Origin of the sequence: Brevibacterium sp. XM4083 (assembly GCF_006489205.2) — a bacterium.
Taxonomy (GTDB): Bacteria; Actinomycetota; Actinomycetes; order Actinomycetales; family Brevibacteriaceae; genus Brevibacterium.
Genome location: NZ_VFYR02000002.1, coordinates 105,973 through 131,408, shown reverse-complemented (window position 1 = coordinate 131,408; position 25,436 = coordinate 105,973). Strand labels below are relative to the sequence as shown.

Below are 25,436 nucleotides of genomic sequence, written 5' to 3'. Positions count from 1 at the left end.
TTCGCCGTTACAGATCAGGTTCAACGCTTCTGCCGAACGATCTGCTCCTGCTCGACGTCATCGGAGGAGGCGACGGACGAGTCCTCAGCGCCGGCCTTGCTGCCGTCGTTCTCGTCAGCGACCCAGTTCTTGTTGAACTCGTCAAGCGCCTTCTCGATCTGCTCGCGGACGTCGTCCTCGAGCTTCTGCGTCTCGCGGATGACGGTGAGGATCTCGGTCTTGCGCTCGACGGTGTCGAGCATCTCGGCTTCCCAGCGCAGCACGTCGGAGACGGCGACATCGTCGAGGTAGCCGTTGGTGCTGGCGAAGATCGACACGGTCTGCTTCTCGAACGGCATCGGGTCGAACTGCGGCTGCTTGAGCATCTCCATGAGGCGAGCACCGCGGGCGAGGTCGCGCTTGGTCGCATCGTCGAGGTCCGAGGCGAACATCGCGAAGGCCTCGAGCGAACGGTACTGCGCGAGCGAGAGCTTGAGCGTACCGGAGACGCTCTTGAGCGCCTTCGTCTGCGCGGCACCGCCGACTCGGGAGACCGAGACGCCGACGTCGACGGCAGGACGCTGACCGGAGTTGAACAGATCCGACTGGAGGAAGATCTGTCCGTCGGTGATCGAGATGACGTTCGTCGGGATGAACGCGCCGACGTCGTTGGCCTTGGTCTCGATGATCGGCAGACCGGTCATCGAGCCGGCGCCGAGGGCGTCGGAGAGCTTCGCACAGCGCTCGAGGAGGCGCGAGTGGAGGTAGAAGACGTCACCCGGGTAGGCTTCGCGGCCCGGCGGGCGGCGGAGCAGAAGGGAGACGGCGCGGTAGGCCTCGGCCTGCTTCGAGAGGTCATCGAAGACGATGAGGACGTGCTTGCCGTTGTACATCCAGTGCTGGCCGATGGCCGAACCCGAGTAGGGCGCGAGGTACTTGAAGCCCGCAGGGTCGGAAGCAGGGGCCGAGACGATCGTCGTGTACTCGAGCGCACCGTTCTCTTCGAGCGAACGGCGCACGTTCGCCACGGTCGAGCCCTTCTGACCGACGGCGACGTAGATGCAGCGGACCTGCTGCTCGGGGTCACCGGTCGCCCAGGCGTCGCGCTGGTTGATGATCGTGTCGATCGCGAGAGCCGTCTTGCCGGTCTTGCGGTCGCCGATGATGAGCTGACGCTGGCCGCGGCCGACGGGGATCATCGCATCGACGGCCTTGTAGCCGGTCTGCAGCGGCTGGCGCACTTCCTGGCGGTCCATGACGCCGGGGGCCTGGAGCTCGAGCTCGCGGCGGCCGTCGGTCTCGACCTCGCCGAGGCCGTCGAGCGGGCGACCGAGCGGGTCGACGACGCGACCGAGGTAGCCGTCGCCGACGGGGATCGAGAGGACCTCACCGGTGCGGTAGACGTCCTGCTCCTCCGCGATGCCTGCGAAGTCGCCGAGGACGACGACGCCGATCTCGCGCTCGTCGAGGTTCTGGGCCAGGCCCAGGGTGCCGTCTTCGAAACGGAGGAGCTCGTTGGCCATGGTGCCCGGCAGACCTGAGACGTGGGCGATGCCGTCACCGGCGGTGACGACCTTTCCGACCTCAGTCTTCTCCGAGCTCTCGGGGTTGTACGACTCAACGAACTTCCCCAGAGCGTCCCGGATCTCCTCCGGGCGAATTGTCAGTTCCGCCATTGTGGTTTCCCTGCTTCCTTTTACTCAGAACGTGTGTCCGACGACCGGTGGGCCGCCTGTGCCGCCGGATCTGCCGGCGAGCGTGATCAGCTTGCGAGTTTGCGGTGGACCTCTGCCAGACGGTCCGCGACGGTCGAGTTCATGACCTCGTCGCCGACCTGCACCCGGACTCCCCCGAGGACCTCGGGATCGACCTGGACGTTGAGCACGAGCTCACGACCGTAGTTCTTCGCCAGCGCCGCAGCGAGGCGCTCGGTCTGCGCGGGCGTCAGCGGCTTGGCCACCGTGACATCGGCGACGGACCGCTGCTGGCGCGCGGCGAGGATGTCGCTGAAGTGGTCGAGGGCGATCGCCACGCGCAGCCCGCGCGGATGGACCGCAGCGTGCTCGACGAGCGTGATCGTGTCCGGCGAGGCCTTGCCTGCGAGCAGGTTCTCCACGAGTGCGCGCTTGGCGTCGGCCCCGGCATCGGAGTCGAGCGCCCGCGAGAGCTCATGATCGCTCTCGAGCAGTCGGGCGAAGCGGAAGATCTCCTCCTCCACCTGACCGAGCTGGCCGAGCTCCTGAGCCGCGGCCGCGATCGCCGTGACCCCGGCGACCTCGAGACTCGTGACGAAGTCCTGCGTGCGCGCCCACCGCTGGCCGACCGCCACCGAGGCGATCGTGAGAGCGGCTTCGGGCACCTGGGCGCCGAAGACGGCGCGCAGCAGGCCCTGCTTCTTCTCCGCGGACTCCGAGGAGTCCGCGAGTGCCTTGCGCAGGCCGAGGTTGTCGGCGAGCACGCCGACGACGCCGAGCAGCGACTGGCCGATCTCACGGGCATTGCCGGTGGCGATCTCAGCGTTCGCGGCCTCGAGGACGGCCTGCAGGGACAGCCTGCTCGACTGGAGCATCACGCCCCCTTGACCGGCTGGCCGGACGACTGCGTTTCGAGATCGGCGATGAAGCGATCGACGACTCCGGCGGACCGGGTGTCATCGGTGAGCGATTCGCCGACGATGCGGGAAGCGAGATCGGTGGCGAGCGTGCCAACCTCACTGCGCAGCTGCACCATGGCGGACTGGCGTTCCGCGTCGATCTGGACCTGCGCCTGCGCGATGATGCGATCAGCCTCGGAGTGAGCCTGTGCCTTCATCTCGGCGATGATCTGAGCGCCCTCTTCCTGAGCCTCGGCGCGCAGTCGTGCGGCTTCCGCACGACCGTCGGCGAGCTGCTTCTGATATTCGGCCAGAGCCTGATCGGCTTCGGCCTGCACCTTCTCGGCCTTCTCGATGCCACCCTGGATGCGCTCAGCGCGCTCGTCGAGTGTCTTGTTGAAGGCGGGGAGGACGTACTTCCAGACAACCAGGAAGACGATCAGCAGACAGACGGCACTCCAGACGATGTCATACAGCGCCGGGAGAAGCGGGTTCTCAGACGCTGCAACAATTTGTACCGGAGTCATCGTTTAGTCCTCTTCGGATCTTTTGGATCAGGGCAGGAAGAACGGGGTCGCGATGCCGATGAGGGCCAGCGCCTCGATCAGAGCGATACCGAGGAACATGTTTCCGCGGAGTGCACCGGCCATCTCGGGCTGGCGAGCGGTTCCCTCGATGGTCTTGCCGATGACAATGCCGACGCCGATACCGGGGCCGATGGCGGCGAGGCCGTATCCGACGGTGGCGATGCTTCCGTCAACTGCAGCGAGCATATCCATTGAATGCTTTCCTTTCATATGTCGGCCGGGGGGTTGGCCCGGCCTTGCAACACGTGGTTACAGACTGTGGGGACGACTCAGTGGTCGTCCGAGATGGCGGCGTTGATGTAGACGCACGAGAGCAGAGCGAAGATGTAGGCCTGGAGGACGACGACCAGCATCTCGAGGAGGAAGACGAAGAAGCCGCCGGCGAAGGTGAGGATCGAGAAGAATTGGAAGCCGTTGCTGGCGTCGAAGAGGAAGAAGCTCGTCGCGGAGAAGCAGAGGACGAGGAGGAGGTGGCCGACCATCATGTTCGCGAAGAGTCGGATCGCAAGCGTGAACGGCTGCGTGACGAACTTCGTGATGAACTCGATGGGGATGAGGAGGATATGCATCGGCCACGGCACACCCGGGAGGATGAGCGCCGACTTGAGGTAGCCGCCGAGGCCCTTCTCGGCAATGCCCGCCCAGTGGTAGGTGACGTAGACGACCAGGGTGAGCACGAGTGGCAGTCCGATGACGCCGGTGGCCGGCATGTTGAAGAACGGAATGAGCTTCGTGACGTTCCAGAAGAGGACGCCGAAGAAGATCGCCACGATGAGCGGCATGAACTTCTTCGCCTTCTCCTTGCCCATGGTCTCCTCGGCGATGCCGACGGTGACGAACTCCATGGCGAGCTCCATGGCCGACTGGAAGCGGCCGGGAATGAGCTTCATCCGCTTCGCCCAGATGGCGAGGACGACGACGACGGCGATCGTGGCGATGATGCGGATGAGCATCACGCGGTTCATCTCGAACGGCGTGCCGGCGAATGCGAACGGTGCGGGAAAGAACTCCGCCATCGACGGGGCGTGGAATCCGCCTTCAGCGGCTTGGATCAGTGTGTGCGCGGCGTTGAGTTTACCCACGTTTACGTTTCTCTCCCATGGTCATCGGCCGGAAATGGCCTGGCCTTCGGCCGCGCGAGGAGCGCGGGGATCAAGATCAGGAGCGACTTGGAGCGACACGGCTCCAGCACCGGAACTACTCTACCAACGGTAGAGAGCTGCCGACAAATCCTTGCGGCTTGGCTGAGCGAATCCTGGCAGCGGTGGAAGCTCGGCATATGGACGGATCAGCGGGACCCTCCCGCTTCGGGATCGACGTAGGGCACGCGCGCCTTGACGACGGTGATCGCCTCGACGAGAGAGGAGCCGATGACGGCGACGACGATCGTGAAGAAGGCCACCGTGCCGTCGAGCCACGCGGCGTCCTTGAGCCGCCAGATGACGATCATGAAGATGAACGCCTTGAAGAGGAAGCCGAGCCCGAGGAACCCCGCGATCGCGGTGAGCCCGAGATTGCGTCCGAGGTACATGATGACGAGCGTGACGATGATGAAGACGGCGGCCAGTCCCCCGCCGATCGCCCCGCCGATGAGCCCGGCGCTGCCAGAGACGAGCCAGCCGATGCCCATGCCGGCGGCGGCGACGACGAGGACGAGGATCGCCCCGCGGATGAGCATCGTCCTCCACACGCGGGTCCAGGCGGCCTGGACGGCGGTCTCCGAGGTCGGCTGAGGGTCGGTCACGAGATTTCCTCTCTGGCATGGCGGCGGGCGCGCAGCGGGTAGAAGGTGAAGACGAGGGTGACGGCGAAGAGCAGGCCGACGACGATGACGACGGAGACGGCCGGGACGAGCAGGAGCATGACGGAGCCGAAGGCGATGAGCGCCGTCCACGTGTAGAGGATGAGGACGGCCCGGGCGTGGGAGTGCCCGAGGCGGAGCATCCGGTGGTGGAGGTGCTTGGCGTCGGCGGAGAACGGCGATTGCCCGGCCATGAGCCGGCGGACGACGGCGAGTCCGAGGTCGAGCAGCGGCAGGAACATCACGGCGATGGGCAGGATGATCGGCAGGTACGTCGCGAAGACCCGCTCCTGTCCGATGAGGGCCGGATCGACCTGACCGGTGACCCGGATCGTCGAGGCGGCGAGCAGCAGACCGATGAGCATCGAGCCGGAGTCGCCCATGAAGATGCGGGCCGGGTTGAAGTTGTGCGGCAGGAAGCCGAGGCACGCCCCGACGAGGATCGCGATGATGAGCGAGGCGAGGTTCGCGTACGAGTCCGGCGAGGCGTCGCGGGCGAGCCAGTACGAGTACATGAAGAAGGCGCTGCCGCCGATCGCGACGACCCCGGCGGCCAGCCCGTCGAGTCCGTCGACGAAGTTCACGGCGTTGATCGTCACGAGGACGACGAGGATCGTGACGATGATCGACATCCGCGGGCTGCCGATGATCACCCCGCCGAAGGGGATCGAGAGCAGGGCGACGCCGTTGATCGCCATGAAGCCCGCCGCCAGTGCCTGGCCGGCGAGCTTCGTGATCCAGTGGAGGTCCCAGATGTCGTCGATGATCCCGAGCAGGCAGAGCAGTCCGGCGGCCCCGGCGATGCCGATGATCGGGCCCATCTCGACGAAGATCCGCTGGAGGAACGGCGTCTGGGAGGCGAAGACGAGGCCGACGATGACGGCCCCGAACATCGCGACTCCGCCCAGCCTCGGCGTCGGCACGGAGTGGACGTCGCGTTCGCGCAGCGGGGAGAAGATGAGCCCGCGCTCGGCGACCCGCTTGACCATGGGCGTGAGCAGGTACGCCACCAGCGCGGAGACGACGAGGATGAAGAGGTAGGCGCGCACTCAGCCGTCCAGGTCGCGAAGGTCGGGCACGATCTCCCGCAGCTGCTCTGCGGTGATCGGCCCGTTGCGGACGATGCGGGGGACGTCGCCGGAGAGGTCGATGATCGTCGAGGACTGACCGGAGTCGCGCCCGCCGCCGTCGAGGTAGATCTCGACATCAGATCCGAGCATGTCCTGGGCAGCATCCGCCGAGGTGGCCGCGGGCTCTCCTGTGGTGTTCGCGCTCGAGACGGCGAGCGGTCCCGTCCGGCCGAGCAGCGCGAGCGCGTACTCGTCGTCGGGCATCCGCACGGCCACGGTGCCGTGGGTGTCCCCGAGGTCCCAGTCGAGGGAGGGCTGGGCGTTCGCGATGATCGTCAGCGGTCCCGGCCAGAACTTCGCGGTGAGCGCGAGCACCGTCTCATCGACGCCGTCGACGAGACCGAACACCGTCTCCGCGCGGGGGACGAGCACCGGCGGCGGCATGTTCCTGCCCCGGCCCTTGGCCGTGAGCAGGGCGGCGACCGCCGAGGCGTTGAAGGCGTCGGCGGCGATGCCGTAGACCGTGTCGGTGGGGATGACGAGGAGGTTGCCCGCCTCGACGACGCGCGCGCACTCGTCGAGGACGAGATCGCGGATATCGGCCTGCGTGACGTCGAATCGTCGGGACACTGAATCTCTTTTCCTGCTGTCAGCTCGTCGGGTGGGTGCGCGGAGCGGTCGCCGCGGCCACCGTGTAGCGGTCGCGTCCAGTGTAGTCCGGGAACGTGGTCGCAGCTGCCAGACCCGCCACACCGGCGATGATCTCGCGGACCCCTGCACCCTGATCCTCGGCGTGCTCCATGATGACGAGCCCGCCGGGACGGAGCAGCAGCGCTGCCTGGGCGAGGATGAGGGCGGGGATCTCGAGTCCGGAGACGCCGCCGTAGAGCGCGGCGGCGGGATCGTGGTCGCGCACCTCGGGGTCCTTCGGCACGGCCGCATCGGGCACGTACGGCGGGTTCGTCACGACGACGTCGACGGTGCCGACGAGCTCTGGGTGGTCGCCGGCCGCGGTCGTCGCATCGCCGGCGATGAGGTCGACGTCGGAGGCGCCGAGGTCGAGGCGGGCGAGGTTCGTCCGTGACCACCGCAGGGCGCCGGCTTCGCGTTCGATGCCGATGACGCGGGTGCCCGGGCGCTCGAGGGCGACCGACAGCGCGATCGCCCCCGAGCCCGAGCAGAGATCGACCACGAGCGGGGCGGTGTCGGAGTCCGCCGCGGTGTCCCGGCGCGCGAGGTGATCGAGGACCTCGGTGACGAGGAGTTCGGTCTCGGGTCGGGGCACGAACACGCCGGGTCCGACCGCGAGATCGAGACGGCGGAAGTGCGCGACACCGGTGAGGTGCTGGAGCGGGATGCGGCGGCTGCGCTCGTCGAGGAGCCGGGCGAACCGGGCGGCGACGGCGGCCGGGACCGCCTCGGCGAAGAGCCGGCGACGGGCCAGGGTCGATGCGTCGATGTCCCACGCATGGGCGAGCAGAGCGGAGACGTCGGCCTCGGGAGAGGGCACCCCCGCCTCGGCGAGCACACGGGCACCGGCCCGCAGCAGAGTGGGGACGTCCATGGTCGTCGGGTCCAGCTCAGTCCCCCAGGGCCTCGAGGCGTGCCGCGCGTTCGGCGTCGCGGTTCGAGCCGATGACGGCGTCGAGGTCGCCGGCGAGCACCTGATCGAGGTTGTAGGCCTTGAACCCCGTGCGGTGGTCGGTGATCCGGTTCTCCGGGAAGTTGTACGTGCGGATCCGCTCCGAGCGGTCGACGGTGCGCACCTGGGAGCGGCGGATGTCGGCGGCTTCGGCGGCGGCCTCCTCGGCCTGTTTGGCGAGGATGCGGGCGCGGAGCATGCGCAGCGCCGCTTCCTTGTTCTGCAGCTGTGACTTCTCGTTCTGGCAGCTCGCGGTGATCCCGGTGGGCAGGTGCGTGATCCGCACCGCCGAGTCCGTCGTGTTGACCGACTGTCCGCCCGGGCCCGAGGACCGGTAGACGTCGATGCGCAGATCCTTGTCCTCGAGGTGGATCTCCTCGGGTTCGTCGACCTCGGGGAAGACGAGGACGCCGGCGGCCGAGGTGTGGATGCGGCCCTGGGATTCGGTGACCGGGACGCGCTGGACCCGGTGGACGCCGCCTTCGAACTTCAGCCAGCCGTACGCACCGTCGGCACCGGCCTTGACGGCGATCGTCACGTCCTTGAAGCCGCCGAGGTCGGAGTGCGTGGCGGTGAGCACCTGGGACGACCACCCGTGGGAGGCGATCCAGCGCTCGTACATGCGCAGGAGGTCACCGGCGAAGAGCGCCGACTCGTCGCCGCCCTCCCCCGCCTTGATCTCGACGATCGCATCCCGGGCGTCATCGGGATCGCGCGGGATGAGGAGGTCGCGGAGTTCGGCGTCGGCCGCCTCGAGCTCGGCGCTCAGGCGCGTCGCCTCGGCGGCGAACTCGGGATCGTCGTCGCCGAGCTCCTCGGCCGCTGCGAGATCGTCGCGCAGCTCGTCGACGCGACGGGCCGCGACGACGATGCGGTCGAGTTCGGCATAGCGGCGCGACAGCTTCCGAGCCCGGCCGGCATCAGCGTGCACGGCCGGGTCGGAGAGCTCCTCGGACAGCCTCGTGTGCTCGTCGACGAGCACGGCGAGGCCGGCCGTGAGGCTGTCACTGCTCATCTCAGTGGTCGTCGGTCGAGGACTTCGGCAGCGGCGTCGTCTTCTGCACCTGCATGAGGAACTCCGCGTTCGAGCCGGTCTCCTTGAGCTTCGACATGAGGAGTTCGACGGCCTGCTGCTGCTCGAGACCCGAGAGCAGGCGGCGCAGACGCCACATGACCTTCGTCTCCTCCGGCGTCATGAGCATCTCCTCACGACGCGTCGACGAGGCGTTGACGTCGACGGCCGGGAAGATGCGCTTGTCGGCGAGCTGGCGCGACAGGCGCAGCTCCATGTTGCCGGTGCCCTTGAACTCCTCGAAGATGACCTCGTCCATCTTCGACCCCGTCTCGACGAGGGCGGTGGCGAGGATCGTCAGGGAGCCGCCGCCTTCGATGTTGCGGGCGGCGCCGAAGAACTTCTTCGGCGGGTAGAGCGCGTTCGCGTCGACACCACCGGAGAGGATCCGGCCCGAGGCCGGCTGCGCGATGTTGTAGGCGCGGCCGAGGCGGGTGATGTTGTCGAGGAGGACGACGACATCGGAGCCCATCTCCACGAGGCGCTTGGCGCGCTCGATCGCGAGTTCGGCGATCGTCGTGTGATCGTCGGCGGGACGGTCGAAGGTCGAGGCGATGACCTCTCCGGCGACCGCGCGCTGCATGTCCGTGACCTCTTCGGGACGTTCGTCGACGAGGACGACCATGAGGTGGACTTCGGGGTTGTTCTCCGTGATCGCGTTGGCGACCTGCTGCATGATCGTCGTCTTGCCGGCCTTCGGGGGCGCGACGATGAGTCCGCGCTGGCCCTTGCCGATCGGGGTGACGAGGTCGATGAGGCGGGTCGACTGCAGCTTCGAGGTGGTCTCGAGGCGCAGGCGCTCCTGCGGGTAGAGCGGGGTGAGCTTCGAGAACTCGACGCGGTTCTTCGCATCGTCGACGCTCAGCCCGTTGACGGAGTCGAGGCGGACGAGCGCGTCGAACTTCTCCCGCTTGCCGCCCCGCTCGCCCTCGCGCGGCTGACGGATCGCACCGGCGACGGCGTCGCCCTTGCGCAGACCGTTCTTGCGAACCATCGACGCCGAGACGTAGACGTCGTTGGGCCCGGGCAGGTAGCCCGAGGTGCGGAGGAACGCGTAGTTGTCGTGGACATCGAGGATGCCGCCGACGGGGATGAGGACGTCGTCGCTGCGCAGCTCCGGCTCGTCTCCCCCGCGTCCGCGACGCTTCCGGTCACGACCGCGACCGCGGCGGCCGCCGCGCTCGTCGTCGTCGGAGCCGTTGCGGTTCCGGCGGTCGTTGTCGCGGCGGTTGTCGTTGTCCCGGCGGTTGTCGTTGTCGCGACGGTTGTCGTCGCTGTCACCCTGGCGGTTGCGGCGATCGGACCGGCGGTCGTCACGGTCGGACTTGCGGTCGTCACGATCGGACTTGCGGTCATTGCCGCGGTCGTCACGGTCGGACTTGCGATCGTTCCCGCGGTCCTCGCGGTCGGACTTGCGATCCTCGCGGTCCTTGCGGTCGGACCGGCGCTCCTCGGCGTCGCCCTGACGGCTGCGACGGTTCGCGGCCTCGTCGCCGCCCTGATCGGTGTCGGCGTCACCACCGCGCGAACGCGAGCGGCCGCGGCGGTTGCGCTGGCGCTCCTGGCCGGCCTGCTCGTCACCGGCGGTCTCGGCGGCGGGTGCCGCAGCAGCCTCGGGAGCGGGAGTCTCGGCGGCGGAGGTCTCAGGCGCGCTGGTCTCGGCGTCCTCGCGGGCCGCGGAGTCCTCACGGGCGGTCGCAGCCGCGCTGCGACGGGCGGGCCGGCGGCCGCGCTTGCCCTCGGAGGCCGAGGAGTCAGCGGTTTCGGCCGGCGCCGCGGTGGTGGGGGCGGGAGCCGTGCCGGCGCCCGATCCGCCCTGGTTGTTGATGGCGTCGATGAGTTCGCCCTTGCGAAGTCGACGGTATCCTTTGATTCCCATTCCCGCTGCCATTTCCTGCAGCTGGGGAAGGCGCAGAGCGGTCAGACTGCCGGTGCGCGGTGTGGAATCCGGGGTTGTGGTTTCAGACACGAAGGTCCTTCTCCCTCATTCGGCCGTGCGGCAAAGAGCCGTAATCCCACGGCGACGGAAACACCCTTGACGGTGCATTGTGAAAGACATCCTGCTTGAAGAGTGCAGGAGATGTTCCAGGATTCGTGAAGTTGAGATGGGGTTCGCGGTGACACCGCCAAGCCCGTTCACTGGTGGAACATGCACCAGTTTACTTCCTCCGGCCCGATCACGCGAATTCGAGCCGGAATCCCTCCTCATCGATCCCCACCGGCACGGCGCGCACCCCCGCGGGCACCGCCTCGGCGGGGACATCCCCGGTGAGAGCGAGCACGGTCGGTCCCGCGCCGGAGATCACCGCGGGAATCCCCCGGGCCCGGAGATCGTCGACGAGCGCCATCGACTCAGGGTACGCGCTGCGACGGAACTCCTGGTGGAGGCGGTCGTCGGTGGCCTCGAGCAGCGCGGTCGCGTCCGTGCTCAGGGCGTGGACGAGCAGTCCCGTGCGCGCGGAGTTCTCCGCCGCGACCGCGTGGGCGATCGTCGCCGGAATGAGACCGCGCGCGGTGAGTGTGTCGAGTCTCACAGAGGGAATGAGGACCGTGACCTCCTCGACGGTGCGGACGGGAACCGTCCACGCGCGGGCCGGCTCCGGCAGCGCGATCGTCAGTCCGCCGAAGATCGCCGGCGCCGCATTGTCGGGGTGGCCCTCGAGGTCCGCGGCGATCTCGAGCATCCGCTCCCGGGTCAGCCCCGGCCCGCCGAGGGACTCGGAGACGGCCCCGGCCAGCGCGATGCCCGCGACGACCGCGGCCGCCGACGACCCGAGACCCCGTGAATGCGGGATCCGGTTCGTGCAGTCGAGGCTGAGCCGGGACATGATCGCGGCAGCGCTCTCGCCCTGCAGCTGCGCGAGCACGTCCGACAGCACCCGCATGATGAGGTGGGAATGGTCGGTGGGCACATCCTCAGCGCCCTCCCCGCGCACGGTCACCGCAGCATCCGGGTCGACCGGGTCGTCCCCGAGGGTGAGGACGAGCGTGTCGACGAGGCGCAGCGCCAGGCCCAGCGAATCGTAACCGGGTCCGATGTTCGCCGAGGTGGCCGGCACCTCGAGCCGGAAGACCCGGCTCACCGGTCCTCGAGTCCGAGTTCGCGGGCGGCGGAGACGGCATCGACGGGCACCCGGACGGGTTCGAGGTCGGCGCCGTCGGCGGTGTGCAGGGCCCACTGCGGATCCTTGAGCCCGTGTCCGGTCACGGTCACCGCGATCGTCGCGCCGGCCGGAACGCGACCGGCCTCGGACATCTTCAGCAGACCTGCCACCGAGGCGGCCGATCCGGGTTCGACGAAGATGCCCTCTTCGCGCGAGAGCACCTTGTGCGCGGCGAGGATCTCCTCGTCGGTGACCGAGTCGATGAGGCCTCCGGAATCGTCGCGGGCGGCGATCGCCCGCTCCCAGCTGGCGGGGTTGCCGATGCGGATCGCGGTGGCGATCGTGTCCGGGTCGGTGACCGGGTGGCCGAGGACGAGCGGCGCGGCGCCGGCGGCCTGGAAGCCCCACATCTGCGGCAGCCGCGTCGAGACGCCGGCGGCCCGGTAGTCGTTGTAGCCCTTCCAGTACGCGGTGATGTTGCCGGCGTTGCCGACGGGCAGCACGTGGATGTCGGGGGCGTCGCCGAGGACGTCGACGACCTCGAACGACGCCGTCTTCTGACCTTCGATGCGGTCGGGGTTGACGGAGTTGACGAGATGGACGGGGTAGGACTCCGCGAGCTTCCGGCACAGGGTGAGGCAGTCGTCGAAGTTGCCGTCGACCTCGAGCAGGGTCGCACCGTGGGCGACGGCCTGGCTCATCTTCCCCGGGGAGATCTTGCCGGCGGGCACGAGCACGGCGCAGGTGAGCCCGGCCTTCGTCGCGTAGGCCGCGGCCGAAGCCGAGGTGTTGCCCGTCGACGCGCAGATCACGGCCTTCGCGCCCTGCGCCTTGGCCTGGGTGATCGCCATCGTCATGCCCCGGTCCTTGAACGAGCCGGTCGGGTTGAGGCCCTCGTACTTCACCCACACCTCGGCGCCGGTGCGCTCACTGAGGCGCTCGGCGCGGATGAGCGGCGTTCCGCCCTCGCCGAGGCTGACCGACGGAGTGGTCTCCCCGATGTCGATGAGGCTGCGGTATTCGTCGATGACGCCCTGCCACTGGTGCCTGGGGTAAGTGCTCACGCGATGTTCGTCCTTCTCTTGTGTCGCATGCGGGTTGGTCGGGTCACTGGCCTTCGGCGCGGATGACGGAGACGACGGAGCGGACGACGGGCAGTTCGCCGAGGCGCTCGACCGTCCGCGACAGCGCGGCGTCGGTGTTCTCGTGGGTCGCGAGCACGAGCTTGGCGTGCTGGACTCCGTCGTCGTCGATCTCGCCGATCGTCTGGCGCATGAGCTCGATCGAGGCGCCCTCGGCGGCGAAGACCTCGGAGACCGCGGCGAGCACGCCGGGACGGTCGACGACGTCAAGGGTGATGTGATAGCGCGTGGTGATCGCCGAGATCGGCAGCAGCGTCGTCTCGGGGTGGAAGGGACGCTCGTACTGACCGCGACCGCCGAGCACGCGGCGCCGAGCCACGGAGACGACGTCGCCGAGGACCGCCGAGGCCGTCGGCGCTCCCCCGGCGCCCTGACCGTAGAACATCAGGGAGCCGGCGGCTTCGGCCTCGACGAAGACGGCGTTGAACGCCCCGTGGACCGAGGCCAGCGGATGCGTGCGCGGCAGCAGCGCGGGGTAGACGCGGGCCGAGAGGCCGGGTCCGGCCGGCGAGTCGGCGACGCGTTCGCACACCGCGAGCAGCTTGATGACGAAGCCCTGCTCCTTGGCGGTGGCGACCATGTCGGCGGTGATCCCGGTGATCCCCTCGACGTGGACGTCGGCGATCGTCATCGGGGCGTGGAAGGCGAGCGAGGAGAGGATCGCGGCCTTCGCGGCGGCGTCGTGTCCGCCGATGTCGGCCGTCGGGTCCGCCTCGGCGTATCCGAGCTCCTGGGCGGAGGCCAGCGCGTCGGCGAAGTCCCAGCCCTCGGTGTCCATCTGGTCGAGGATGTAGTTCGTCGTCCCGTTGACGATGCCCATGATCCGGTCGATGCGGTCACCGGCGAGCGAGTCGCCGACGGGCCGGATGATCGGGATGGCACCGGCCACCGCGGCTTCGTGCTCGAGGCGGACCTCGGTGTCGTCGGCGGCGGCCATGAGCTCGCCGTAGGACGCCGCGAGCAGCGCCTTGTTCGCGGTGACGACCGACGATCCCTGCGCGAGCGCCTGCATGATGAGCGTCTTCGCCGGTTCGATCCCGCCCATCAGCTCGATGACGATGTCGGCCCCGGTGATCGCCGCCTCGGCGTCGGTGGTGAGCAGGCTGGGGTCGATGCCCGGCCGGTCCTTGCCCAGGTCACGGACGACGACGGCGGTGAGCTCGAGGGGGGCGCCGATCCGCTCCGCCAGCGCCTCGGAGCGGGACTGGATGCGTGCGGCGACCTCGGTGCCGACGACTCCGCTTCCGAGCATCGCGACTTTCAATGGCTGCATGGCTCACTCTCTGTTCTTCAGTCTCTGCGCAGGTGGGGGCTGCGTTATCGTCACTGGCCGGTGGCGTCCGCCATCCCGGGGTCGTTCGCAAAGAGCTGCGAGTACGTCTCGGGAGTGACGATCCAGTCCACCCTATCCGGTGTCACGGCCAGCACCCCCGGTCGGGCGACATGATTGTAATTGCTCGACAGGGCGCGGCAGTAGGCTCCGGTGCCGGGGACGGCGACGAGATCGCCGGGGGCGACGTCGGCGCCCATGTACTCGTCGCGGACGATGATGTCGCCGGACTCGCAGTGCTTCCCGACGACGCGGACGACGGCGGGGTCGGCATCGGAGTTCCGATTGGCCAAGGTACACGAATAGTCGGCGTCGTAGAGAGCTGTCCGAATGTTGTCGCTCATGCCGCCGTCGACGGCGACGTACGTGCGCACACCGGAGTCGGTGACGACCTCCTTGACGGTGCCGACCGCGTAGAGGGTGAAGACCGCCGGGGAGACGATCGCGCGGCCGGGTTCGATGGAGATCCGGGGCACGTTCGTCCCGAGCCCGCGGCACTCCTTGACCACCACCTCGGCGAGGGCGCCGGCCATCTCCGCGACGGGAATGGGCGTGTCCTGCGAGGTGTAGCGGATGCCGAAGCCGCCGCCGAGATCGACGTCGGGCAGGTCGACGCCGTGGTCGGACATGATCTGGGCCCGCAGTGCGAGCACCCGCGCGGCCGCGACCTGGAATCCCGAGATGTCGAAGATCTGGGACCCGATGTGCGAGTGGAGGCCGTCGAGGCGCAGGTGCGCGGAGTCGACGACGCGGGCGGCGGCCTCGGCGGCCTTGCCGGCGGCGACGGAGAGACCGAACTTCTGGTCTTCGTGCGCCGTGGCGATGAAGTCGTGGGTGTGGGCTTCGACGCCGACGGTGACGCGGAGCATGACGGGGGCGATGACGCCCTTGGCGGCGGCCACGGCTTCGAGCCGGTCGACCTCGTCGAGGCTGTCGACGATGATCCGGCCGACGCCGTAGTCGAGGGCGTACTCGAGTTCGGCGATCGATTTGTTGTTCCCGTGCAGACCGATGCTCTCCCCCGGCACGCCGGCGGCGTGGGCGATCATCATCTCCCCGAGCGAGCACGTGTCGAGTCCGAGTCCGGCCTCGTGCACCCATTTCGCGACGGCCGTGCAGAGGAAGGCCTTGCCGGCGTAGAAGACGTCGACGCCGGACAGGCCCTTCTCCGGGGCGAACGCCGCCGCATAGGCATCGCGGTAGAGCCCGGCGCGGGAGCGGAAGTCATCGACGTCGAAGACGAAGGTCGGCGTGCCGAAGCGCTCGGCGAGCTCGGTCACCGGGTGTCCGGCGATCGTGAGCACCCCGTCGGCGCCCTTGGCCACGTTGTCCGACCAGAGGCTCGGCATGACGGCGTTGACGTCGTCGGGGTAGGGCAGCCACACGGGGGCGGGGGTCGCGTGGAGCTGTCCGGCGATGTGGGCGGGCATTCATATCCTCTCCGGGGCGGTGACGCCCAGCAGTCGCAGTCCTGTGGCGAGGACCGTGGTCGCACCGGCCGCGAGCACGCAGCGCGCTGCGTGGACGGCGGTGATGTCGTCATCAAGGGTGGGAACGATGTCGCGCTCGGCTGCCGACCATGCGGTGAGTGCCGCGGCGAGGTCCTCGAGCACGACGGTCACCGAGCGCAGGGACTCCCCCGGGCGTCTGCCGGCGCCGGCCGGTCTGCCGGCATCGGCCGGTCGGCCGGTCGGCTGCGGGCCGTCTGACAGCGGGCCGGTCGCCGCTGGTGTGATCGGCGCTGATGCGGCCGCCACTGGTGTGATCGGCGCTGAACCAGCCGCCCGGGCGAGGAGTCCCGCAGCCTCGGTGATCTGCAGCGCGAGCTGACGGTCGGCGGGAGCGAGGGTGACATCCGGTGTGGAACGGCCGGGGTCCACCGCAGGGGAATCGGCGCCCGCCGTGAGGCGATCCGCAGTCGGTCCCGCAACGACGCGGATCCCGGCCGCAGCGGCGCGGCGGAGCAGGCGACGCCCGGTCGCGTGGGCGTGCTGGACGCTGTGGAGCGGGTTGGCTGCGGTGGCCGCGCGGAGCAGTTCGACGTCGCGGGCGAGGGCGGTCGCAGTGCGGGAGCGGGCGGACCCGTAGCGACGGGCATCGGCGTCGAGGACTCCGCGGCAGGCCGGCTCCGTCGGAAGGTCGGACGAGGCGACGGTCGCTCCGGTCCCGGAATCGCCGAGGTGGCGGCCCGCGGCGATCTGCGCGACGGTGCCGAGCAGGGCAGGGGTCGTCAGCACGATGCGGAGGAACCCCGGGCCGGTGACCGTGACCGATGCGATGGCCGGATGGGAGGCGACCGCCTCGGCGATGGACTCCGCCGCCGACTGCGGCGTCCGCGCGCCCAGGCGCAGGGGCAGATTGGACTGCCAGTCGCCCGCGGCGGCATCCCTGCCGCGCCGCAGCACAGCGCCGGTGGGCAGCGCGCCGGTCGGCAGTGGGCCGGTCGGCACAGCACCGTTCGGCACAGCGCCGTTCGGCAGCGGTCCGGGTGCCGGCGCGTCGCCGGGTGACGACCCGGCGGAAGGCTGAGCATCAGTGACGGTGCGGGCCGCATCCTCCGCGGAGCGCAGCGTCGACAGAGCCGCCTCGGCGAGGACGGCGTGCAGCTGTTCCGGGGTCACGTCCCCAGCGTACTCGGGGCGGCAGACCCCGACCGAATCGTCCGCATGCTCAGATGTGCCCCGGTCGGCTCGCCGGGATGGTGACGCCGAGCTTGAGGGCGACGGAGACGAGGACGAGGACGATCGCAGGGGTGAGGGTGTCGGAGCTCTCGACGAGGAGGGCGAAGAGCAGCGGCCCGGTGGCGGCCATGAGGTAGCCGCCGCCCTGGACGAACCCCGCGAGGGCCGCCGAGGCCTCCGGGGTCGCCGAGCGCAGGGTGATGAGGGTGAGGGCGAGCGGGAACGTCGAGATGCCGATGCCGAGCAGCACCGTCCACAGCACTGGAGCCGCCTGCGGGGCGAGCCAGAGACCGATGTAGCCCGCCGCGAGGCTGAAGCAGAAGGCGATGACGATCGGGGCGGCGCTGCGCAGGCGCGCCGTGAGCGCCGGGAGGACGAAGCCGAGGACGAGCGGCACGGCGGTGACGAGGGCGAGCATGGCCCCGGCGAAGGCGGAGTCGAATCCCGCACGGGTGAGCAGCGGGGGCAGCCACGTGAAGAGGATGAAGTTGTTGAACGACGTCATCCCCGTCATCGTCATCAGCGCCCATGCCCGCGGGGTCCGCAGCAGGCGGCGCAGCTCGGCGCCGCCGACGACGGTCGCGGTCACGGTCGCCCGGGCCGGGGGCCTCTGCACGGCGATGACCGCCCACACCGCGACGGCGACGAGCGCACACGCGACCCACACGAGCAGTGAGCCCCGCCAGTCGAGCTGCCTGGCCAGCGGGACGGCGACGAGCGGCGGGAGGAACGTGCCGAGCTGGAGCAGACCGACGTGGACGGTCGACATGAGCGCGACCCGGTCGGGGAAGTGCGACTTGACGATCGGGGGCACGACGACGTTGCCGAAACCCATGCCGAGGAGCGCGACGACGCTGAGGAGGAGGAAGAGGGTCGGAGAGGACACGAGCGCGCGGGCGCCGAGGCCGAGGGCGATCATGATCATCGCGACGAGGCTGACGGTGATCGCCGAATACCGGGAGACGAGCCTGGGGGCGAGGAACCCGCCGACCCCGTAGAGGAGCGGCGGCAGCATCCCGATGATCGCGAGGAACGCGGCGCTCAGCGGGATCTCGGTGCCCATGAGATCGAGCAGCGGGGAGAGCCCGGTGACGCCGGGACGGAGGTTGAAGGCGGCGACGACGATGCCGAGCAGGATGATCGCGGTCGTCCAGGCAGCCCTCATAGAGGCATTTCTACCACTGTCCCTGCCGCCGACCGCCCAGCGGGGTCACGTCCCGCTCAGTTCTCCTGCTTGAGGCCCTCGACGGGCGAGAGTCGGGCCGCGCGCCGGGCCGGGGCGAGGGCGGAGAGGATGCCGGCGAGCATGGCGACGACGAGGATGCCCGCCGAGGCCAGCAGCGACCAGTCGACGACGAAGGCGTTCGAGAAGTCGGCGGTGATGAGCCGGGTGGCGACGATGCCGAGGGCCCCGCCGAGGGCGAGGCCGATGAGGGCGGCGACGACGGAGATGAGCACGGCCTCGAACGCGAGCAGCGCGCGCAGCTGGGCGAGGCTGAGCCCGAGCGCCCGCAGCAGCGAGTTCTCCCGCCGCCGTTCGATGACCGAGAGGCTGATCGTGTTCGACACCCCGATGAGGGCGATGAGGACGGCGACGAAGAGGACGCCGACGGCCATGAGGAGGAGCACATCGATGACCTGGGAGAAGAGTCCGCGGTCGACAGCCGAGCCGATGACCTCGTCGGTGGGGACGTCGAGCACCTCGGCGACGTCCTGCCGGATCCGCAGGATGTCGGTGACGCTCTGGTCGGGAGTGAGCGTGATGAGGACGGCGGTGGCGGCCGGGGAGATCCCGATGTCGTTGCCGACATCGGCGGTCGTGAAGTACGCCCGGGTCGACTCCCCGGCGCGTTCGACGGGAACCGCGGCGTCGGTGAGGCCGCGGACGACGACGGTGTCGCGCGGATAGTCGGCGGGCACCGTGACCCGACCGGGCACTAGCGGCGGGGCGGCGTCGCCGAGGAGCGCCTCGGCGGATCCGGGATCGAGGATGTAGAGCTCGGCCTCGTCGTCGACGACCTGCCCGTGATAGGCGAGCACAGCCGTGTCGACGCCGTCGATGTCCCTGATGTCGCTCAGCGTGGTCGCATCGGTGCCGTTGCCCAGCGACACCGCGACGTCGATGGGGAAATGCTGTTCGAGTCCGGCGCTCAGCGTCGCCTTCGTCGACATGCCGCCGACGACGAGGGTGGACACGAGGGTGACGCCGATGACGAGGGCCGCCGCGGTCGAGCCGGTGCGCCGGCGGTTGCGCAGCGTGTTGAGCGTCGCGAGCTGGCCCGGCAGCCCCCACGGGGTCACAGCGAGATCGCCGATCCAGGAGACGACAGGTGGGATGATCTGGCCCGAGCAGAGGACGACCCCGACGACGACGAGGGCTCCGCCGACGGCGCCGACGACGATCCAGGCACTCGACGAGGCGGCGAAGACCAGCGCCGCGACGATGCTCACCGCCCCGATCGCGATGCTGCCCCAGCCGACCGCCCCGCGGGCCCGGGACTGGCGGGTCGGGGCGCCCGCGACGTCGAAGGGCTGAAGCGCCTCGAGGGGTGTCACGGCGATCGCACTGCGCGCCGGACGGATGGTCGCAGCCAGGGTGAGGATGACGCCGACGACCACGCCGACGACGAGCGCCCAGCCGGGAACCGAGAGCGAGACGTAGGCGAACTCGCTCTCCCAGAAGCGCTTCGCCACGGCGATGAGCGCGGCACTGACCCCGATCCCGGCGATGACGCCGACGAGCGAACCGGCGAGGCCGACGACAAGGCCCTCGACGAGCACGGACCCGTAGAGCTGCCGCCGTGAGGCGCCGAGGCAGCGCAGCAGGGCGAGCTCGCGACGGCGTCCGGCGACGATGACGGAGAACGTGTTGGAGACGACGAGGACGGCGACGACGACGGAGATCCCCGCGCAGCCGAGCAGCATCCACGCGATGAAGCTGCTGCCCTGGGAGAACTCCGTGACCTGCCGGTCGATCGCCTCGTCGACGCTCAAGGTCTGCAGCTGCCCGCGCAGGGCGGAATCGGCGAGGAACGCCTCGACCCTGCTGCGCACCGCCGCGGCGTCGCCGGCATCCGCGTCGACGTCGATCTGGATCGCCGAGACCCGGCCGATCTGAGCGAAGTGCTCACGGTAGCTCGCCGCCGTCGTCAGGGCCCGGGGCAGGCCGGCGAGCGTCGGGTCCTCCCCCATGTCGGCGATGCCGACGACCGTGAAGTCCGTCACAGCGCTGCGGGGGGCGCGGTAGATCGGCATCTCCTCGGCATCGGTGTCGATGCGCGCCGAGGCGGTGGAGAAGCGCACGACATCACCGACGGCCAGTCCGAGGTCGGCGGCCGTCCCGGAGTCGACGACGAGGTCGGTCGCCGCCTGCGGCCGGGTGCCCTCGCGCACGGCGAAGGTGTCGAGACCCGGGTCGACGGGGGTCGGAGAGATCGCGAAATCCGTGTCGGCGAAGGCATCGCTGCGACCCGAGGCGATGGCGCTCGCCGCGACGTCGACGGCGCCGATCCCCGGCTCCGCGGCGAGGTCGTCGCTGAAGGCGGCGACCGCGGAGGGATCGGGATCGGCTCCCGTCTCGGGCATGAGCACGAGATCGGCGTTGGCGTAGGTCTGGCTGATGCCGTCGCGCACGCTGGCGTCGAGCGAGGCGCTGATGATGAGGGTCGCAGAGACGAAGCCCGCCGCCAGCGCGATGCCGAGCCCGATCGCGGTGAACCGCGCGAAGTGGACGCGGATCTGCGCGAAGGCGACGGAGATCACTGTCCGCTCAGCTCGCTCAGTCCGGTGGCGACCGCCTGCGGGGTCGGTGCGGTGATCTCTCCCCCGACGCGTCCGTCCTTGAGGAGGACGACCCGGTCGGCGTGCGCGGCGGCGGCGGGATCGTGGGTGACGAGGATGATCGTCTGCCCGTACTGGGAGGCGGCGGCGTGGAGGAGGTCGAGCACCTCGGCCCCGGAGAGGGAGTCGAGATTGCCCGTCGGTTCGTCGGCGAAGACGACGTCAGGGCGGGTGAGCAGGGCACGGGCGACGGCGACGCGCTGCTGCTGACCGCCGGAGAGCTCATGCGGGCGGTGCTTGAGCCGGTCGCCGATGCCGAGGCGCTCGACGATCTCCGCCTTCCAGGCGGTGTCGATGGTGCCGCGGGCCAGGGACACGGGCAGATCGATGTTCTGCTCGGCGTTGAGCGTGGGCACGAGGTTGAAGGCCTGGAAGATGAAGCCGACCCGGTCGCGGCGCAACTGGGTGAGTTCGCGGTCGTTGAGCGCGGTGATGTCCTCCCCGCGCATGAGGATCTCGCCCGAGTCGACGCGGTCGAGTCCGGCGAGGACGTGCATGAACGTCGACTTGCCCGACCCGGAGGGACCCATGATCGCGGTGAGCCGACCGGAGTCGAAGTCGACGCTGATGTCATCGAGCGCGGTCACCGCGGTGTCGTCGCGGCCGAAGCTCTTGCGCAGGCGTCGGGCCCGCAGCACCACCTCGGTGTCGGTTGTCGTCGTCATCACTGTCCTCATCGTCTGGCTGACCGGAGGGGAGAACGAGAAACCGCCCACCTCAGCGACTGAGATGGGCGGATCGCTGTGCCCGCGACAGGATTCGAACCTACGACCTTCTGCTCCGGAGGCAGACGCTCTATCCACTGAGCTACGCGGGCAACGCATGTCATGCTATCACCGACAGCGAGGTGAACCCAAAACGCCGCCCGACAGTGTCGGGCGGCGGAGCGGGTGAGGGCTCAGGAGCCCTTCATGTCCTTGCGACCGGGGACGTACTCCCAGTGCCAGAGCTCGTAGGCGTTCGCCTTGGCCCAGTCCGGGTTCTCCCAGCCGTACTTGCCGGCGTTGGCCTCGAGCCACGCGTAGTTCGAGGTGTCGAGGTCGAGCGCGAGTCCCCACCCATGGTTGGAGGTGCCCGGACGCGCGGCGAAGCCGGGCTTGCGGGCGGCCACGGAGATCTGGCCCTCCAGCGAACGGTAGGAGTCGGTGATGCCGATGTCCTTGCCGGTGTCCTTCTTGAACGCGGCGTTCATCTCCGCGAAGGCGACAGCGGCGTCCGAGCGCAGCTTGTGATCGCCGACGCCGACGCTGCACAGCCATTCCTCGGGCAGCTCGCCGTTCGACGGGGTGCCCGACGGGGCCTCACCGGAGCAGCCGGGCAGGACGGTCTTCTCGATCGCGCGGGACGCGGCCTCGGCCTTGTTCTGCTTCGCGCTGGGAGCGCCGATCTCGATGCTCGTCGTCTCATCGGTCTCGGGGATGTCCGCGGAGACCGATTCGGCGTTGATGGTGCGCGTCTGCGACTCGGCCGCGGACGTGTCGACCTTGACCTCCTGCGAGCCGCTCATGTTGCCGGCGATCATCACCGCGGCGATCGCGGTGCCGGTGACTGAGACGGTGGCCAGCGCCGAGGCGGTGGTGACGCGCTTGCGGCGGACCGAGCGCAGGAGCGCGCCGTCGGAACCGCGGTCGCTCAGGGACGCGGCGAGGGTGCCGGTGCCGCGCGATTCGGCGGCCATGGCCGCCCGGCGCGGGGATCCGGCCGCGGCCCTGGCCTCGGCGGCCATCGCGGCGCGGCGCGGAGAGAGTGTCGTGGAGGGGGCTGCTGCCCGGGACTGCGACGGGGTGTCGCGGGAGAAGGCGCTCGAAGCGGTGTGCTGTTTGCGCAGATCGCGCCGGCGGACCGGTGCCACTGCGGTCGAGGAATCACTCGACATATCACTCCATACTGTCGTCTGCTGTGCTGCATGCCCGTCGCCTGCGCAACGAGAGAAAAGCTTATGTCACAACACTATAACGGCATTGTTACAGAATGTCATGTGATTCCACTTTTACGGGTGTGACCTGCACCGATGGCCGTGTCGGGGAGGCCGGACAGCGCCCGGGATGTTACCCGGCTCACCCTGTTCGTTACATTTCGTTACACAGACCACGCCTCGGCCGTGACCTCGGCCACCGTGCGAGACGAAGCTCACCTCAGCTGCCGAACCGTCCCCGCTGCATCGCGTCCTGGACCTCGCCGACGAGCTCCTCGAGGACGTCTTCGAGGAAGAGCACGCCGAGCACCTCGCCGTCGGCGTCGAGGACGCGGGCGACGTGGATGCCGACCTTCTGCATCTGCGCGAGCGCCTCCTCGACCTCGTCGTCGGCCATGACCGTGAAGAGGGGACGGAACCGCTTCGCCGGCACCGGCTCGGTGTCGCGCTCGGAGTAGAGCACGTCCTTGATGTGGAGGTAGTGCCCGGGATACCCGTCCTCGTCGACGACGAAGTAGCGGGAGTACCCCGTGCGCCCGACGAGGGTGACGAGTTCGTCGGGGGTCACCTCGGCGCTGATCGTGATGAGGTCGGACATCGGCACCATGATGTCGGCGGCGGTCTTGTCGCTGAACTCGAGCGCGCCCTTGAGCAGGCCGGTCTCGTCGTTGAGCAGGCCCTCGCGCTTGGACTCCGCGACGATCGATTCGACCTGCTCAATCGTGAAGGCCTCATTGACCTCGTCACGCGGCTGGATGCCGATGAGGCGCAGCACCGCGTTCGCGAGGCCGTTGAGCGGCTTGATGACGAAGCCGAAGATCCGGGCGAGGAAGACCAACGGCGGGGCGAGCAGCATGACGGCCCGGCCCGAGGTCGCCAGGGCGATGTTCTTCGGCACCATCTCGCCGATGACGACGTGGAGGTAGGTGACGATGCCGAGGGAGAGGATGAATGAGATCGTCGACGCCGCCGATTCGGGGATGCCGAGTCCCGCGAGCGGTCCGGCGAGCAGATGGTGGATCGCCGGTTCGGAGACGTTGCCGAGCAGCAGCGAGCACACGGTGATGCCGAGCTGACAGATCGCGAGCATGAGCGAGACGTGCTCCATCGCGTAGAGCGCCGTCTTCGCCGCCCCCGACCCGGCGGCCGCGCGCGGCTCCACCTGGGAGCGCTTGGCTGCGACGATCGCGAACTCCGAGGCGACGAAGAACGCGTTGCCGAGCAGCAGGACGACGAGCCAGATGAGTCCGAGCCAATCAGAGCTCATGCTTCTGACCTCCCTCTGCGCGGTGGTGGGCGTCGGCGGCGTGACCAGGCTGGACGTCGGCGGCGTCGTAGGCCTCAGCGTCGGTCGCGCGCATCACCACACGCAGCCGCTCGATCCGGCGGCCGTGCATCCGCTCGACCCGGATGAGGGCATCGGGCGTGCGCACCTCGTCGCCGGGCTCCGGAATCCGACCGAGCTCCTTGAGGACGAAGCCGGCAATCGTCTCGTAGTCGGAGTCCTCGGGGATCGTCAGGCCGATCGTCGCCTCGATCTCATCGGGGCGCAGCTGCCCGGGCACGATCCACGACCCGTCGCGGACCGGTCGCGCGGCCACCCGCATCCGGTCGTGCTCGTCGGCGACCTCCCCGACGAGCTCCTCGACGACGTCCTCGAGGGTGACGACGCCGGCGGTGCCGCCGAACTCGTCGACGACGACGGCCATCTGCATGCCCTTGCCGCGCAGCTCCATGAGCAGCGGGTCGAGACGCAGGGTCTCGGGGATCTCGGTGACCTCGGTCATCAGTCCCCCGGCGTAGGCATCGTCGCGGTTGGCCGGGGGCACCGCGAAGGCCTGTTTGACGTGGACGACGCCGAGGATGTGGTCCTTGTCCTCGCCGGCGACGGGGAACCGCGAATACCCGGTCGCCCGGGCCTGTTCGATGATCTGGCGCGCCGTCGTGTCCTTCGTCACCGAGGACATCCGGGTGCGCGGGGTCATGACGTCCTCGGCGGTGCGCTCGGAGAAGGACAGGGTGCGCTCGAGCAGGTCCGCGGTCTGCTCGTCGAGCACCCCCTCCTCGGCGGAGTGGCGCACAAGTGAGGTCAGCTCCTCCGGGGAACGGCCGACCGTGCCCTCCTCCTGCGGTTCGATCCCCATCGCCCGCAGGATCTTGTTCGCCGTGCCGTTGAGGAACGCGATGACGGGCTTGAGGACGACGGAGAAGACGTACTGGATGGGGGCGGCGATGCGTCCGGTGGCGAGCGGGATCGCGATGGCGAGGTTCTTCGGCACGAGTTCGCCGAAGATCATCGACAGCACCGTGGAGATGATGAGGGCGATCGCCAGGGCGATCGGCTCGGCCAGTCCCGGGCCCGCGCCCCACGACTCGAAGACCGGCGAGAGCAGCCGTCCGAGCGAGGGCTCCATGAGGTAGCCGGTGAGCAGCGTGGTGATCGTGATGCCGACCTGGGCAGCCGAGAGCTGGGTCGACAGATGCGTCATCGACTGCCGCAGGGTCTTCGCTCCGACCACCCCGTCGGCCACGGCCTTGTCAGCGGTGTGCCGGTCGAGGGTGAGGAGGGAGAATTCGGCGGCGACGAAGATGCCCGTGCCGCAGATGAGAAGGAGGGCGAGGGCCAGGTACAGCCATTCCATCAGTGACGAGCCCCGCTCGACGAGACCTCGATGCGAGT

The 25,436-nt window shown here is 69.3% G+C and carries 22 protein-coding genes and 1 tRNA gene; all 23 read right to left on the bottom strand.

Annotation, left to right across the window (positions count from 1 at the left end):
- Window positions 1-20: 20 nt before the first annotated feature.
- Complete coding sequence (gene atpA / locus FJ887_RS06325; protein WP_140955142.1) at window positions 21-1,655, bottom strand: F0F1 ATP synthase subunit alpha; 1,635 nt, start codon at window positions 1,653-1,655, stop codon at window positions 21-23.
- An 86-nt stretch (window positions 1,656-1,741) separates the two neighbouring features.
- Window positions 1,742-2,548, bottom strand: a complete 807-nt coding sequence (locus FJ887_RS06320) for a F0F1 ATP synthase subunit delta (RefSeq protein ID WP_140955143.1) — start codon at window positions 2,546-2,548, stop codon at window positions 1,742-1,744.
- Window positions 2,548-3,099: a F0F1 ATP synthase subunit B gene (locus tag FJ887_RS06315; protein ID WP_137825931.1), complete on the bottom strand. Its 552-nt coding sequence runs from the start codon at window positions 3,097-3,099 to the stop codon at window positions 2,548-2,550. Before FJ887_RS06315 ends, FJ887_RS06320 begins: the two co-directional genes overlap by 1 nt.
- A 27-nt stretch (window positions 3,100-3,126) precedes the next feature.
- Window positions 3,127-3,351, bottom strand: a complete 225-nt coding sequence (atpE, locus tag FJ887_RS06310; RefSeq protein ID WP_137825930.1) for a F0F1 ATP synthase subunit C — start codon at window positions 3,349-3,351, stop codon at window positions 3,127-3,129.
- A 77-nt stretch (window positions 3,352-3,428) separates the two neighbouring features.
- On the bottom strand, window positions 3,429-4,241 hold the full coding sequence (gene atpB / locus FJ887_RS06305) for a F0F1 ATP synthase subunit A (protein WP_250786174.1): 813 nt from the start codon (window positions 4,239-4,241) through the stop codon (window positions 3,429-3,431).
- 206 nt (window positions 4,242-4,447) lie between these two features.
- Entirely contained in the window at window positions 4,448-4,903 is a 456-nt protein-coding gene (locus FJ887_RS06300) for a Cg1360 family ATP-synthase-associated protein (RefSeq protein WP_140955144.1), read from the bottom strand.
- Window positions 4,900-6,009, bottom strand: coding sequence for an MraY family glycosyltransferase (locus FJ887_RS06295; RefSeq protein ID WP_140955145.1), 1,110 nt, complete (start codon window positions 6,007-6,009; stop codon window positions 4,900-4,902). The genes FJ887_RS06300 and FJ887_RS06295 overlap by 4 nt, the downstream gene beginning before the upstream one ends.
- Window positions 6,010-6,660 carry an L-threonylcarbamoyladenylate synthase gene (locus FJ887_RS06290; RefSeq protein WP_140955146.1) on the bottom strand — a complete coding sequence of 217 codons (651 nt, stop codon included), beginning with the start codon at window positions 6,658-6,660 and terminating at the stop codon, window positions 6,010-6,012.
- A 19-nt stretch (window positions 6,661-6,679) separates the two neighbouring features.
- A complete protein-coding gene (prmC, locus tag FJ887_RS06285; RefSeq protein WP_140955148.1) occupies window positions 6,680-7,594 on the bottom strand; it encodes a peptide chain release factor N(5)-glutamine methyltransferase in 915 nt (304 codons plus the stop codon).
- Between the two features lie 16 nt (window positions 7,595-7,610).
- Entirely contained in the window at window positions 7,611-8,687 is a 1,077-nt protein-coding gene (gene prfA / locus FJ887_RS06280; protein ID WP_140955149.1) for a peptide chain release factor 1, read from the bottom strand.
- A 1-nt stretch (window position 8,688) separates the two neighbouring features.
- Complete coding sequence (rho, locus tag FJ887_RS06275; RefSeq protein ID WP_140955151.1) at window positions 8,689-10,713, bottom strand: transcription termination factor Rho; 2,025 nt, start codon at window positions 10,711-10,713, stop codon at window positions 8,689-8,691.
- Window positions 10,714-10,921: 208 nt separating this feature from the next.
- Window positions 10,922-11,827 (bottom strand): homoserine kinase, encoded by a 906-nt coding sequence (gene thrB / locus FJ887_RS06270; protein WP_140955152.1) that lies wholly within the window; start codon window positions 11,825-11,827, stop codon window positions 10,922-10,924.
- On the bottom strand, window positions 11,824-12,912 hold the full coding sequence (thrC, locus tag FJ887_RS06265; protein ID WP_140955154.1) for a threonine synthase: 1,089 nt from the start codon (window positions 12,910-12,912) through the stop codon (window positions 11,824-11,826). The genes thrB and thrC overlap by 4 nt, the downstream gene beginning before the upstream one ends.
- A 43-nt stretch (window positions 12,913-12,955) precedes the next feature.
- Window positions 12,956-14,263, bottom strand: a complete 1,308-nt coding sequence (locus tag FJ887_RS06260; protein ID WP_140955156.1) for a homoserine dehydrogenase — start codon at window positions 14,261-14,263, stop codon at window positions 12,956-12,958.
- A gap of 50 nt (window positions 14,264-14,313) precedes the next feature.
- The gene (gene lysA / locus FJ887_RS06255; protein WP_140955157.1) at window positions 14,314-15,750 is read right to left on the bottom strand and encodes a diaminopimelate decarboxylase; all 1,437 of its coding nucleotides are present in this window, start codon (window positions 15,748-15,750) and stop codon (window positions 14,314-14,316) included.
- Window positions 15,751-16,941 carry a DALR anticodon-binding domain-containing protein gene (locus FJ887_RS06250; RefSeq protein ID WP_181365631.1) on the bottom strand — a complete coding sequence of 397 codons (1,191 nt, stop codon included), beginning with the start codon at window positions 16,939-16,941 and terminating at the stop codon, window positions 15,751-15,753.
- A 49-nt stretch (window positions 16,942-16,990) separates the two neighbouring features.
- Complete coding sequence (locus tag FJ887_RS06245) at window positions 16,991-18,166, bottom strand: MFS transporter (protein WP_140955161.1); 1,176 nt, start codon at window positions 18,164-18,166, stop codon at window positions 16,991-16,993.
- Between the two features lie 56 nt (window positions 18,167-18,222).
- Window positions 18,223-20,763 carry an FtsX-like permease family protein gene (locus FJ887_RS06240; RefSeq protein ID WP_140955163.1) on the bottom strand — a complete coding sequence of 847 codons (2,541 nt, stop codon included), beginning with the start codon at window positions 20,761-20,763 and terminating at the stop codon, window positions 18,223-18,225.
- The gene (locus FJ887_RS06235; protein ID WP_171007062.1) at window positions 20,760-21,506 is read right to left on the bottom strand and encodes an ABC transporter ATP-binding protein; all 747 of its coding nucleotides are present in this window, start codon (window positions 21,504-21,506) and stop codon (window positions 20,760-20,762) included. Before FJ887_RS06235 ends, FJ887_RS06240 begins: the two co-directional genes overlap by 4 nt.
- Before the next feature lie 79 nt (window positions 21,507-21,585).
- A tRNA-Arg gene (locus FJ887_RS06230) sits at window positions 21,586-21,658 on the bottom strand.
- Window positions 21,659-21,739: 81 nt separating this feature from the next.
- Complete coding sequence (locus tag FJ887_RS06225) at window positions 21,740-22,717, bottom strand: M15 family metallopeptidase (protein ID WP_137825915.1); 978 nt, start codon at window positions 22,715-22,717, stop codon at window positions 21,740-21,742.
- Between the two features lie 259 nt (window positions 22,718-22,976).
- Window positions 22,977-24,023, bottom strand: a complete 1,047-nt coding sequence (locus FJ887_RS06220; protein WP_137825914.1) for a hemolysin family protein — start codon at window positions 24,021-24,023, stop codon at window positions 22,977-22,979.
- On the bottom strand, window positions 24,013-25,398 hold the full coding sequence (locus tag FJ887_RS06215) for a hemolysin family protein (RefSeq protein WP_137825913.1): 1,386 nt from the start codon (window positions 25,396-25,398) through the stop codon (window positions 24,013-24,015). The genes FJ887_RS06220 and FJ887_RS06215 overlap by 11 nt, the downstream gene beginning before the upstream one ends.
- Between the last annotated feature and the right edge of the window lie 38 nt (window positions 25,399-25,436).